6 protein-coding genes are annotated in these 13,840 nt (G+C 72.7%); 2 read left to right on the plus strand and 4 right to left on the minus strand.

Annotated elements, in window-relative coordinates; genetic code table 11:
* Positions 1-212: 212 nt before the first annotated feature.
* The 3 genes from WME83_RS02220 to WME83_RS02230 all read right to left on the minus strand — a co-directional run bounded on the left by WME83_RS02220 (position 213) and on the right by WME83_RS02230 (position 6,683).
* A complete protein-coding gene (locus WME83_RS02220) occupies positions 213-3,620 on the minus strand; it encodes an ATP-binding response regulator (RefSeq protein ID WP_437317609.1) in 3,408 nt (1,135 codons plus the stop codon).
* Positions 3,621-3,720: 100 nt separating this feature from the next.
* Positions 3,721-4,377, minus strand: coding sequence for a regulatory protein RecX (locus WME83_RS02225; protein WP_437317610.1), 657 nt, complete (start codon positions 4,375-4,377; stop codon positions 3,721-3,723).
* A gap of 107 nt (positions 4,378-4,484) precedes the next feature.
* The gene (locus tag WME83_RS02230) at positions 4,485-6,683 is read right to left on the minus strand and encodes a DUF362 domain-containing protein (RefSeq protein ID WP_437317611.1); all 2,199 of its coding nucleotides are present in this window, start codon (positions 6,681-6,683) and stop codon (positions 4,485-4,487) included.
* A gap of 339 nt (positions 6,684-7,022) precedes the next feature.
* On the opposite strand from WME83_RS02230, the gene WME83_RS02235 reads away from it, so the two are divergent.
* Together WME83_RS02235 and WME83_RS02240 are read left to right on the plus strand one after the other, a co-directional pair.
* A complete protein-coding gene (locus WME83_RS02235; protein ID WP_437317612.1) occupies positions 7,023-7,685 on the plus strand; it encodes a hypothetical protein in 663 nt (220 codons plus the stop codon).
* A 264-nt stretch (positions 7,686-7,949) separates the two neighbouring features.
* Positions 7,950-12,362: a thrombospondin type 3 repeat-containing protein gene (locus tag WME83_RS02240; protein WP_437317613.1), complete on the plus strand. Its 4,413-nt coding sequence runs from the start codon at positions 7,950-7,952 to the stop codon at positions 12,360-12,362.
* 30 nt (positions 12,363-12,392) lie between these two features.
* On the opposite strand, the gene WME83_RS02245 is transcribed toward WME83_RS02240, so the two are convergent.
* Positions 12,393-13,337, minus strand: coding sequence for a hypothetical protein (locus WME83_RS02245; RefSeq protein ID WP_437317614.1), 945 nt, complete (start codon positions 13,335-13,337; stop codon positions 12,393-12,395).
* Between the last annotated feature and the right edge of the window lie 503 nt (positions 13,338-13,840).

The following is a 13,840-nucleotide window of genomic DNA, read 5'->3' on the forward strand; positions in this document are numbered from 1 at the left end:
CTTCGTCTTTCGTCTTTCGTCTTTCGTCTTTCGTCTTTCGTCCTTCGTCCTTCGTGCGCGTGCGCGTGCGCGCTGACTCCGAAGAATCGCGCACGCGCACGCGCACGCGCACGAAGGACGAGCACGGAAGACGGGAGAGGGGAGAGGGGAGAGGGGGGACGGGAGACGGGAGACGTCTGCACGAAACCCGAGCGAAAACCGCTCTAGCGCGCTCACGCCTCCTCCTTCACGCGCTTCGGCCAGCGCACGAAGAACGTCGCTCCCTCGCCGGGGCGCGACGCGACGCCCACGCTCCCGCCGCGGCTCTCCACGGCCTTCTTCACGACCGAGAGCCCGATCCCGGTGCCCTCCACCTTGTCGCGCGACTCGAGCGTCTGAAACAGGTCCCAGATGCGACCATGGTACTCGGGCGCGATGCCAGGCCCGTTGTCCTTGACGGCGAACTCGTAGAAGGCCCCGGCGTCGTTGCTGGTCACCTCGACGCGCGGATCGCTCCGCCGCGCGTGCTTCAGGGCGTTGCTGATGAGGTTCTGAAACACCTGCTGCATCGGGACGCGCTCCGCGACGAGCGTCGGCATCCCGGGGGCGATCTCGATCCGGGCGCCCGCCGGCGGCGAGAGCAGCTCGACGACCTCCGCGAGCAGCTGGCCGGTATCGACGCTGACCAGATCGCCGCGCAGCCGGCCCGCCCGCGAGTAGTGGAGGATCCCGTCGATGAGCGCCTCCAGGCGGCGCACCCGCCCGCGCAGGAGGTGAATCTGCTCCTGCGTCTCGTCATCCATCTTCCCCGCGAGCGACTCCTCGATCCACTCCGACAGGTTCGCGATCCCCCGGAGAGGCGCCTTGAGGTCGTGCGAGGCGACGTAGGCGAACTGATCGAGCTCCTGGTTCGTCTTCGCGAGCGCCGCGATGAGCTCCTCGCGGTGCTGGCTCAGCTGCTCGATGCGGCGGCGCGCGAGCACCTGATCGGTCACCTCGAAGGCGACCACCATGACGCCCGTGACGGCGCCGGACGGGTCGCGGATCGGCTGCGCGACGTAATTGAAGAAGGCGTCGCTCGCCACGCCCCCGCGCACGATCGGGATGTTCAGCTCGATGATGCGCAGCGGCTGACCGCTCCTCAGCGCGCGATCCAGGGTCGCGATCACCTCGTGCTCGCCGATCTCCGGGAACACGTCGCGCACGCTCTTGCCGACGATCTGCGGCCGGCCGACCATCTCGCAGTACGGCGGGTTCGCGACCTCGTAGACGTGCTCGGGGCCGACGAACACCGCGATGGGGACCGGCGCCTGCATGAAGAGGTCGTACAGCTTCTCGCGCTCGCGCTCGGCCGCCGCCCGCAGGCGCGCGAGCTGGAGGTGCGTGGCGACCCGGGCGACGAGCTCGCGCGCGGAGAACGGCTTCGCGAGGTAGTCGTCCGCGCCCGCCTCGAGCCCCTCGACGCGCGACTCCTCGCCCGCGCGGGCGGAGAGCATGATCACCGGGACGCTCCTCGTGGGCTCGTCGGCGCGCAGCGCGCGCAGCAGGCCGAACCCGTCGAGGTTCGGCATCATCACGTCGGTGAGCACGAGATCCGGCGGGCGCGCGCGCGCCGACTCGAGCGCCGCGACGCCGTCGGCGACCGCCTCGACCGTCCACCGCTCGCGCAGCACGCGCCCGACGTAGTCGCGCATGTCGGCGTTGTCGTCCGCGAGGAGGATGCGCGCCGCCGGGCCCGCCCCGAGCGCGGCGTCCGCCGGCGAGGTCAGCCCCGCCGGCGCGAGGGGAGCGACGTCGTTGTCGGGCTCCGCCCCGGGCAGCCAGCGGAGCGCCTCGTGCACGAAGGGCGCCGCGCCCGTCGCCGTCGACACGAGCGTCCGCCGGGCGTTCACGCGGTCCTGCGGGAGGTGCGCGGTCCCGAGGGGAATGGAGATCGTGAACGACGTGCCCTCGGCGACCTGGCTCGCGACGTGGATGGTCCCGCCGTGCAGCCGGACGAGCTCGTGGACGAGCGCGAGCCCGATCCCGGACCCCTCGTGCGTGCGGGACCGCGCCCCCTGGACGCGATGGAACCGCCTGAACAGGTGCGAGAGCTCGTGATCCGGGATGCCCGTGCCCGTGTCCCTCACGGTGAGGTCGACGCGATCGCCGTGAGCGCGGAGCGAGAGCGCGATCGTGCCCTCGAACGTGAACTTGAGCGCGTTCGAGAGGAGGTTGAGCACGATCTTCTCCCACATGTCGTGATCGACATAGACGGGCTCGGGGAGCGGAGGGCAGTCGACCTCGAACGCGAGGCCCGCCCGCTCCATCGCGGAGCGGAAGGCGCTGGCGAGGTCCGCGGTGAGCGCGGACAGGTCGGTCGGCTCGTAGGACGCCTGGATCCGGCCCGCCTCGATGCGCGAGAAGTCGAGCAGCGCGTTCACCAGCTTGAGGAGCCGGACCGCGTTGCGGTACGCGGTGTCGAGATCGGCGCCCGACAGGCTCCGCTTCGAGGACGCGAGCGCGTCCTCGAGCGGCCCGAGCATCAGCGTGAGGGGCGTGCGGAACTCGTGGCTCACGTTGCTGAAGAAGGTCGTCTTCGCGCGATCGAGCTCGGCGAGGGCCTCCGCCCGCCGCCGCTCTTCCTCGTACGCCTGCGCGTTGGCGATGCCGGCCGAGATCTGGCCGGCCGCGAGGTGGAGGAAGCCGCGGTAGTTGTCGTCGAGGAGGCGGAACGGATTCAGCCCGACGATCAGGACCCCCGCGCGCCCGGTCTCGCCCGACGGGGAGATCGTGAGCAGGGCGGCCTGCGCCGGCGGCCTCGGCCACGCGCCGGTCGGGAGATCCCGGAGGTCCGGCGGCAGGTCGACGACCCGGCTGGCCTCGTGCCCGCGCAGCACCTCGGCCACCGGCCAGATCGACCCCTCCGCCAGCGCGATCGTCTCCGGGGCCGCGGCGTGGCCGCGCGCGATGCCCGTGGTCCCGGCGAGCTGCATGCGCTGCTTGTCGGCGTCGACGACGTAGATGAGCGCGAACGGGAGATCCTTGGCGTCGGTCGCGAGCGAGCGCGCGCTGTGCGCGCACGCGTCCTCCCACGTGCGCGCGTTCGCGGTCTGCGCCGCGAGGTCGCGGAGGAGCGCCAGCTGCCGCTCCCCGATGATGCGCTGCGTGTCGTCGGTGTTGGCGCAGATGATCCCGCCCGTCCCGCCCTGATCGTTGGGCACCGGGCTGTAGGAGAACGTGTAATACGTCTCCTCCTGGTAGCCGTGCCGCTCCATGATGAGGAGGAGCGCCTCATCGTAGGTGCCCTCGTCGCGGCGCATCGCCGACGCGGCGCGCGGCCCGACCTGACCCCAGATCTCGCGCCAGACCACGGACGCGGGCTGCCCGAGCGCCTCGGGGTGCTTGCCGCCCACGATCGATTTGTACGCGTCGTTGTAGAGGTTGATGAGCGCGTCGCCCCACCAGACGAACATCGGCTGGCGCGAGGTGAGGATGATGCGCACGCACGTCTTCAAGCTCTGCGGCCAAGACTGGACGGGACCCAGCGGCGTCGTCGACCAGTCGATCGCGCGCATGCGGGCGCCCATCTCTCCTCCGCCGGCGAGCACGGCGTGGGCGTCCGCGCGATCGGGCGGCGGGCCCTCCTGCTTGAGCGACATGGCTCCTTGTACCGTGCGGGAGGTGGCCGGAGAAGGGCAGAAAGACCGGTGCGCTCCGGGGGAATCGGCGGCCCGGGGCGCGGCGAACCGGGCAACCGCGCTACGCGTCCTCGCCCTCGGGCGGCGGCGCGTGGAGCACCGCGCGGAGCGCCCGGCGCACGACGTCGGGCGCGTAGCCTTGCCGCGCCAGGAACGCGTAGAGCTTCTGCCGCTGTTCCACCGGATCGAGGCGAGAGAGGGAGCGAAGCTTCTTGCGCGCTGCCCGCTCGGCGACGGCGAGCTCATCGGTCCCCTCGTCGGCCATCACCCGGCGGATCGCCGCCTCGGCCACGTCGCGCGCGACGCCCTTGCGGGCCAGGTCCTGCTCGATCCTGCGGCGCGAGCGCGGCTTGCCCACGATGCCGGAGCGGGCCTTCGCCTCGGCGAAGCGCGCGTCGTCGAGGAGCCCGTTCGCCGAGAGCCGCGCGATCGCGGTCGCCACGTGCTCCCGGGGCTCGCCCTTCTCGATCAGGCGCTTCTCCAGCTCCCTGGCCGACCGCGCCCGGAACGACAGGAGCCGCAGCGCCCGCTCGTAGGTCTTCTGCTCGCCCGCGGCGTCCTTCCGGGGCGGCTCCGCCGCGGCGGCGGGGCTGTCCTGCCCGGGCGCGAGGCCCGCGGCGCTCGCCTCGGGGACGGTGGCGAAGGCGACCCCGTCGACGAGGATGACGACGTGGCCTGGCTTGTCCGGCGAGGGGACGATCCCCGTGATGATCGGCATGCGCGGGAGCACGATGGCGCAGCCCGCGCGGGCCGCAAGCGCGCTTCGCCCGGCAGGCCCGGCGGCGCCGCGGCAGCCGCCCGGCGACCCGTCGCTCGGCGGTCGGGTCAGGGATCGAGCACGAGCACGCCGAACGCCTCGGGGACATGGAAGTTCGGCTTGCTCGTGCGGGGCGGGCTCCACGCGAGGTAGCGCCGCGGGTCCTTGCCCTCCATCCGGTAGAGGTTCATGGGCAGCCGCGCGTTCGGGGCGAGCGCCTTCACGATCTCCGGCGCCGCGAGCAGCGCCTCGATGACCGCCGTGCGCTCCTCCGCGCTCTGGCGGGCCGCGATCTTCGCGCCGCTCGACCACGCCGTGTCTTCCAGGCGCGCGCCGCGGTCGACGGCGATATCGAAGAAGTGACCGAACGGCCCGATCTCCACCTCGAAATACCGCCTCGGCGCGCCCGGATCCGGCGTCAGGAACAGCTCGATGCAGTCTTCCCTGTAAAGCCCCTTCCGCTCCTCGCCGACCGGCTTCGATCGATCCGTGTTGAGCCCTGTGTTCGAGAGCTCGAAGAGGGCGTGGAGCCCCGCCTCGGACCAGAGGAAGCGCGCCCGCGTGGGGAACCCGGTGCGCTCGCCGGCGTAATCGGTGTCCCACGCGACGGCCGTCGCGCGGCCCCAGGCCGGGTCGTCCGCCTTCCCGTCGAGCGCGACCTGCTCTCCGGGCTTCAGCCGAGCCGCGCGCGCCTCCGGCTTCGCCGGGCCCGCGGCCGCCCCGCCGTCCCGCGCGCCCGCGGGCGCCGCTTGCGGGGCCGGCGGCGCGGGCTCCGACCCCCTGGCGGGCCCGCCGCCCGGCAAGGGCGCTTGCCCGGGCTCCCAGTCGAGCCGGAAGGGCGCCATCGCCTTGTAGTGGACCGGCCTCGGGGCCTTCAGGAGGTCAGCGCCGTCCCCCGCGATCGTTGTCGTCTTGAGATCGAGCCCGAAGCGCTTCGCCGCCGCGTCGATGAGCGGCGATGTCCGGTGGCCGCCGAGCTCGCGCGCGAGCGCCGGGCTGTTCCACACGCCGAGGAGCTCGGCCACCACCCGGTCGACCCGCACCGGGTTCGTGCCGCCGACCGCCACCATCTCGGCGGTGGGGCGCAGGACCTGGAAGCCGTCGCCGCCCATCGCCGGCGCGCCGTCGCCGAGCACGGCGTCCGGGGTCGAGATCTCGAGCACGTCGACCATCCGCTCGGCGAAGGCGCGGAGCGACGACAGGTAGAGCGCGCGGTCCTCCTGGCCGGCGGCCTTGGTGTCCAGGTAGGGCTTGAGCTCGCGGTGCATCCGCCACTTCTGCTTGTAGGCCGGCGCGCTGTCCGACAGCATGACCGTGCCCTGCATGCCCTTGATGCCGGCCGAGATGACCGAATACCGGTGCATCTTGAGCCGCGGGAGCGACAGGAACAGCCCGCGATCGAGGTGCTCGGCAAGCACCTTGGGCATGAGCAGCGTCGGGACGTGGCTCGCCTCGATGCCGCGGATCGCGAGGGGCTTTCCGGGCCTGTCGCCGGCGACGTCGAAGACCCCGTCGTCGTCCATGGCGACGAGCGCGGCGCCCTCCTCCGCGGCCATCGCCTCGTAGCCGGTCCGCTGGACGAGATCCTTCCAGAACTTGTGCGAGTGGCCGCACCCCTCGGCGATCGTGATCTTCGTGTGCCCGCGGGCCTTGAGGCACTGGACGACGCCGCGGACGAACTCGGGCTGGGTGATGCGGCCGGTCACGCCGTCGTCGCCCTTCGATTTCGCCGGGTCCTTCACGCTGTCGAAACCGCAAATGTTGGGCTTGAGGAGCACGGGAGTCGCCGCGGGCCGGCGGGGCACGACCGCCTCGCAGATGCGCTTGCCGAGCTCGAGGGGACCCTGGCCGCGGAGCACGGTGACGGGCGAGCCGTCGGCCTTGAGGCGCTCGACATGCCGCTTCCGGAGGGCGGCGCCGTCGATGCTGTCCGACGCGATCACCGAGGGGCCGGCGTCGTACCGCTGCGAGGCGCCCGCGACGACGTCGCTCGACGCGGCGGGCACGGCCGTGGGCACGGCCGGGTGCGCGGACGCGGCGGCGAACGAGGAGGCGCTCGCCGCCGGCGCGGGCGCGGCGACCGAGGCCGGCGGCGCCGCGTCCGGCGTCGGCTGCGCGGCGGCGGGCCCGCCGTCGCCGGGGCCGCCGGCCGGCGGGGGCTGCGGGTCCTCGCAGCCCGAAAGCAGGGCGAGCAGCGCCGGGAGCGCGGCGATCGCGCAGGGAGACCGCCGTGGTCGGCGGGCGTGGATCGTCGGAATCCGGTTCATCCTCGCGAGCACGATGGAGCGAAACGGCGCCCGGGTGAAGGCAGAACGTCGAGGGGGGAGCGCCTTGCCTGCCGCGCGGTCGCCGGGTGCGTGTCTGGAAGGGGGGCGCGGGATGAGCGATGACGCCCGCTCGGGCGACCGGCCTCGCGGGACGACGTGCAAGGTGGGAAGGGGACCGCCCTCCGGATGCGTACAGAGGACGAGCCTCGATCCTCGTTGCCCGGAAGCGCGCCGCCGTGACGGCGCGATTCGGAGGCACGGCTCTCCAGGTCATGACAGCCGCCGCGCCGCGCGCGGCGGGGCCTGGGGCTCTCTTGATGACACTTCCTGGAGGAACTCATGAAATCCCGTTTTCCTACGTGCTCAATCCTGCTCGTGGCATCCCTGCTCTCGCTGTCCGCGTGCGGCGACGACGACGGCGACAGCGATGGCGGGGGCGCCGCCTGCGGAGCGTTCGCGGCGTGCGGCGGGGATCCGACCGGATCGTGGACCATCGAGGAGACGTGCCTCGACCCCTCGATGTTCGCGGAGCTCACCGAGAGCTGCAACGCGACGATCGATATCAGCGGCGTCGAGATGGTCGGAACGGCCGAGTTCAAGCCCGACAGCACCTATGTCACGACATCCACGATGGAAGGGCCGATGAAGATCGTGTACCCGCCGTCGTGCCTGACCATGGAGGGCGTCACGCTCACGTGCGCGCAGCTCGACGCGACCATGCAGGAGCTCCTGGCGCAAGGCGCCGCGCCGTTCGCGTCGGCGTCGTGCGCGGCCGCGGGCGCGAACTGCGCGTGCACCCTGGTCCTCGAGGGGACCACCACGACGGGAGCGGGCACCTGGTCGGCCTCCGGCTCGAGCTTGACGGTCCAGGCCGACGGCGAGGCGGCGCAGGAGGTGCCGTTCTGCGTGGAGGGATCCTCGCTCACGATGGCCGTCCAGGCCGGGGAGGAAGGCGACGCTCCGGAGGGGGCGAAGAGCTACATGCGGCTCACGAAGCAGTGAGCCGCGGCGCTCCGGGCCGAATGCGATGAACGCGGAGCGAGGCGGGCGGCGAGGGCGGCGCGGCTCCCCCCGGGCCTCGTCGCCGGCACTCCAGGTCGACGGCGGATGAATGCGGAGCGGGGTGGCTGCACCGAAAGCGGAGGTCCATGGCGCGCATCGCGGAGGGGACCGGGCCGTCGTGCGCCATGGACATCCGCGAGTTCCTCGGAACCTGGAGGTGTGAGGATGAGCCGCCATTCACCGCGTTCGACCGCGTCGCGAGCGTTGACAGGGCAACGCAGCCCCTTCCTGCGCTCGTGGGACGAGCGCCCTACCTGCCTCGCGCCGTTGCTGGCGACCCTGACGTTCCTCGCCGCCGGCTGCGCTGGAGGAGACCCGGCGCGCGGCGCTCCCGAGGACACGCAGGAGGCAGAGCTGCCGCTGGGCGCGGTCTCGATGAGCGTCGCGCGCGCGCGCCACACGGCGACGCGGCTCCTCGACGGCAGGGTCCTCGTCGCGGGCGGCCAGACGGACAATCACGATGACGGGACCCGCCTGCACGCGAGCGCGGATCTCTTCGACCCGGCGACGGACCTCTGGACCCCCGCTGCCTCGATGGGCTCGCCGCGCACCGGCCATTCGGCGACGCTGCTCGCCGGCGGGCCGGTGCTCGTCCTCGGCGGGGAGGCGTTCGTCCCCGGCTTCAGCGGGCAGCCGAGCGGTATCCTCGCGACCGCGGAGATCTATCGACCAGCGCTGAACGCCTGGACGGCCGCGGCGCCCATGTCGACCCCCAGCGTGGAGCACGCGGCCACGCTGCTCGCCGACGGCAGGGTCCTCGTCACGGGGGGACGCACACCGACGTTCTCGAGCGCGGCCAGCTGCGTGATCTACGATCCGGCGACCGACGCGTGGAGCCCCGCTGCCTCGATGCTGTACCAGCGCCGCGGCCACACCGCCGTGACGCTCCTGGACGGCAGGGTCCTCGTGGCCGGGAGCGCGAGAAGGGGCGAGATCTACGATCCTGCGAGCGACACCTGGTCGCCCACCGGGAACATGCTCGCTTCGCGCAGTTACGCGGTCACCGGCGCGCTGCTCCCGAGCGGCAAGGTCCTCGTGACCGGCGGCACGGGCAGCATCGCGTCGGCGCAGGCCGAGATCTACGACCCCGCGACGGGCTCCTGGAGCGCGGCCCCGGGGCTGACGGGCCCGATCGACGACGCGTCCTCCTTCAGCGCGGGCCTCACCGGGCAGCGCGCCGCGTCGCTCCCCGACGGCAGGGTCCTCATCTCGGGCGGGGAAGAGACCACGTACGCGAAATGCCCGTACGACGACTGGCTCCAATGCGACTCCTGGTACGAATGGACGCCCCAGCAGCCCTCCTTTCTCCTGCACGCGCGCTCCTCGCTCTACGACCCGGCGACGGGCGGGTGGAGCCTGGGGCCGTCGCTGCGCCTCGGGCGCAGCCATCACACGGCGACGGCGCTCCTCGACGGCAGGGTCCTCATCGCGGGCGGCTACTTTGCGGCCCGGTCCTCCTACCTGTCCGGGATGATCTTTTTCACCGAGTCCGCGACCGGCAGCGCGGAGCTGCTCACGAGGAGAGTCGCCCCCGGCGCCTCGTGCAGCTCGGCGTTCGATTGCGGGAGCGGCTTCTGTGTGGACGGCGTCTGCTGCGACGCTCGCTGCGACGGGGCGTGCGAGGCCTGCTCGGCGGCGGCCGGCGGGGAGGCGGACGGCGTCTGCTCGCCGCTCACCGGGCCGAGCTGCGACGACGGCAGCGCCTGCACGGGCGGAGACACCTGCCAGGCAGGCGCTTGCGTCGGGACGCCGGTGGGGGATGACGCGCCCTGCGACGACGGCGACGCGTGCACGCGGACCGACGCCTGCCAGGCAGGCGCGTGCGTCGGGTCGGCGCCGGTCACCTGCGCCGCGGCGGGGGTGTGTCATGTGAGCGTCTGCGATCCGGCTTCCGGCCAGTGCGTCGACGCGCTGGCCCCCGGCGGCGCGGCCTGCGACGACGGTGACCCTTGCAGCCAAGGAGACGTGTGCCAGGCGGGCTCCTGCGCCGCGACGACCTCGGACTACGATCATGACGGCGTCTGCGCCGACGCGGACAATTGCGATGAGGACGCCAACCCGGGGCAGGAGGACGCGGACGGCGACGGGGTCGGCGATGCGTGCGAGACCTGCGCTGGCGTGGGCATCTGGGACTTCGACGTCGACGGGATCTGCGACGCCGCCGATAACTGCTTTTCCATCGAAAACCCGGGTCAGGAAGACGCCGACGGAGACGGCCACGGCGACGCGTGCGACTCCTGCGCCGGCGCGGGCGCCTGGGACAGCGACGCCGACGGGGCCTGCGACACATCGGATAACTGCGAATACGTCGCTAACCCAGGGCAGGAGGACGCCGAAGGAGACGGCCACGGCGACGCGTGCGACAACTGTCCGAGCGCGCCGAACCCGGACCAGCGGGACGCCAACCTGGACGGGCTCGGCGATGCCTGCGACCCCTGCTGGCATACGTCGGATCCCGACCGCGGCGCGGTCTGCGACACGCTGGACAACTGCCCCATGTCCGCCAACCCGGGGCAGGAGGACGCGGACGGCGACGGGATCGGCGACGCGTGCGACAGCTGCCTCGGGTACGGCGGAGCGGACAGCGACGGCGACGGCCTCTGCGATGACGCCGACAACTGCGCCTATTCGCCGAACCCCGGGCAGGAGGACGCTGACGGCGATGGCCTCGGCGACGGCTGCGACAACTGCCCGGCCGTGGCGAACCCCGGCCAGCTCAACTCCGACGCGATCGGGCCCGGCGACGCCTGCGACGCGTGCTGGCTGGCCGGGCGGTCGGACTACGACGCCGACGAGCGCTGCGACGACGTCGACAACTGCGCCTATTCGCCGAACCCCGGGCAGGAGGACGCCGACGGCGACGGCCTCGGCGATGCCTGCGATCCCTGCGCCGGCGCGGGGGTCGACGACTGGGATCGCGACGGGCTGTGCGACGCGAACGACAACTGCCCCTACAACCCGAATCCGGATCAGGCCGACAGCGACGGCGATGGCCTCGCGAACGCGTGCGACAACTGCCCGTCCGTCGCGAACCCCGACCAGGCGAACTCCGATGGCAGCCTGCCCGGCGACGCGTGCGACCTTTGCTATCTGGCCGAGCTCGGCGACGTGGACGGCGACGCGGTCTGCGATCCCGTGGACAACTGCGTCGATGTGGCGAACACCGATCAGCGCGACCTGGACCAAGACGGGCTCGGCGATGGTTGCGATCGAACCTGCAGCGCCGTCATCGGCAACGGCGTCGTTCAGCTGGGCGTCACCTGCGCGGGCAACCTCGGCCATCAGGGGGATCTCGGCTCGGACCCGCCCCTGCAGCTCGGTATCCGATACCTCCCCACGGGGAACGAGGGGCTCGGGGATGCATGGAGCTGGGACTCCACGTTCCACGTCGACAACTGGGCCATCGCCGACGCCGACGGCTCGCCGCTCGGCTACACCCGCGGCAGCGATCCGTTCTTGGAGCTCGGGACCATGATCGACGGCTGGCTTTGGTGGAGCTCCGCGTTCCCCGAGGGCTTCGAGGCCACCGCGCTCACCGCGGTGTCGACCGTGCGCCTCGGCTCGACGTTCCTGGTCACGCACGACTACCGCCCGTCCAGCCGCACGCCCGCCCTCTACGAGGTGCTCGTCACCGTGGGGAACATCAGCGCGAGCCCGGTATCGCTCCGGTATCGGCGGACCGTCGACTGGTACGTCCAGCCGGCGTCCGGGTCACCCTCGGAGTTCGTCACCCTCGACCCCGGGACGTCCTCTGCGCTCTTCCACGCGGACGCCGTGTTCTCGCCAGCGGACGCGCTCCTCTCGGCGAGCCACGAGCGGAGCCCGGTGACCGACGCGGGCCCCGCGGACCTGGGCGCGGTCTTCGACTTCGATTTCGGCGCGCTCGATCCCGGCGACACCCGGGTATTCCGGCTGTTCTACGGCGCGGCGGGCACCGAGGCGGAAGCCCTCGACGCGCTCTCCGCGGCGGGCGCGGAGGCGTACGCGCTCGCCCAGCCGAGCGTGCCGGGAGGCGAGACGACCGGCGGCCCCAACACCTTCCTGCTCGGCTTCGCGTCCGGCGACGGCAGCCCGTCGTGCGCGGAGGAGGGCACGTGCGAGGTGACCTGCACCACGGTGCAGCGGGGCGCTTCCGGCGACGTCGCCGACGCGACGATCTTGGCCGCGCACCCCGACAGGAACGAGGGCGGCAGCACATACGCCTTCTCGGGCCTCTATGGCGGCTCCCGGAAACAGGCGCTGTTCCGGTTCGCGCTCGACGCGATCCCGGCGCACGCCACCGTCACGTCGGCCCGGCTCGGCGCGCGCGTCTACGGGTCGAGCGGTCAGACCCTCCGTGCGCACCGGATCACGGCGCCGTGGCAGGAGCAGTCGGTCACGTGGCGGAGCTTCGCGGCGAGCTACGAGGAGGCCGCCGCGGCGTCGCTCTCCGAGGTCTCCCACGACGCCGTGGCGCTCGACGTGACCGAGCTCGTGCAGGCCTGGGTCGGCGGCGCGCTCCCGAACCACGGGCTCCTCCTCGAGGGCGACCCGGCGCGGCAGACGTCGTATCGCTCGAGCGAGCACCCCCGGATCGAGGATCGCCCCTGGCTCGAGGTCTGCTACTTCACTCCATGAAATGCCGGCGCGGCCGCCGCCGTGCTCCGCTCACGCAGAGCACGCGTGCAGCGGCTGCGCGACGGAGAGCCCCGGGACGAGCATCTCGAGCCGCGCCCGCTGCCGCCTCGTCAGCTCCCCGAGGGCGCGGAGCACGGCGAGATCCTTTTGCTTCGCCTCCACGAGGATCGCCACCTCGCGGCCGCCCGACGCCGCCGCGACCTCCTCGCAATAGCGGAGCAGCCCGCGCCCGGTGATGTGCTCGGCGTGCGCCCCGGCCGGCTTCCCCTTGCACTGCTCGCTGTAATGGAGCTCGGGCAGCCGATCGGCCGGCCAGCTGCGGAGGGCGCGCTCGAGCTCCACCTCGAGGGGCGCGCTCCGCGGGTTCGCGGCCCAGTGCAGGTTGTCGAACACGATGGGCACCTCGCCCCCGGTGGCCTCGAGCAGCTCGGGCACCGTCCAGCAGCGCTCGTCGTTCTCGAGCGCGAGCCGCGCGAGCGCCGGCGGCGCGAGCCGGGCGATGCCCGCCCGCAGCCGGGCGGCGGTGCGGTCGCGATCGCCGTGGACGCCGCCGCCGTGCAGGGTGATCGAGCCCTGCGCGCCGAGCAGATCCATCACCCAGCCCTGGTCGTTCATGACGGCGAGCGAGTTCAGCAGGACCTCCTCGTGCGGTGAGGAGAGCACCACGAACTGGCTCGGATGATTCGACAGGTGCACGCCGCCCCGCTCCGCTGCGCGGCGGGCGGATCGCAGATCCGGCACCAGCATGCGCGCCCCCGGCGCGATGTCGAGCAGCGGGAAGAGGTCGCTGGAGATGCGGTGCGCCGTGAAGCCGAGGCCGGCCGAGTGCGCGATGGACCGCCGGACGTACTCGGCGTTGTACCCGTAGATCGGCGTGAGATCGACCAGGCCCTTCAGGTAGCGCCCGAGCTGGGCGGTCTTCAGCGAGGGCTCCGGCATTCCGAGCGACTGACAGACATAGCCGAGTCGAATCATGGCGACAGGGTGTGTCGTCCACGAATCCCCGGCATCGGGGGCGCCGCGATTTTATTCCATGCTGTCGGCTGCTGAGCCCCGCGGGGCTGCCCGGGAGCTCCTATGCCGCGCCGGGGCGCGGCGGGCCCGAGCGGCGATCGCCGGCCGCGCCGACGGAATGCCGTCCGCCGCGTTCGTTTGCTTCGCCGCGTGCACCGTTGACACCGTTGGCGTCGGTGGCCCCGGATGCGCCCGGCGTGGGCACCGGCCGCGCCGCGGCCCACGGCGCGACGCCGCGCCCGCGCCGTGGCAAGACCCGGCCGCGCGCGACGCGGCGGCGGGAGCGGGCAGGTCGCGCCGGGACGAGGCGCGTCGTTCCTGTTGACCCCGCCGGGCGTGAATCGTCTAGTCTCGACGCTCGCTCCCTCTCCGAGCGCGCGCGGCGCTGCGCCGCCTCATACCGCGTTCGATCCGGCGACGGAGCGCACCAGCCAGGCATCACGTCGAATCACGGGTCCTCGTCC

Source organism: Sorangium sp. So ce385, from assembly GCF_051474135.1.
Classification (GTDB): Bacteria; Myxococcota_A; Polyangia; order Polyangiales; family Polyangiaceae; genus Sorangium; species Sorangium cellulosum_D.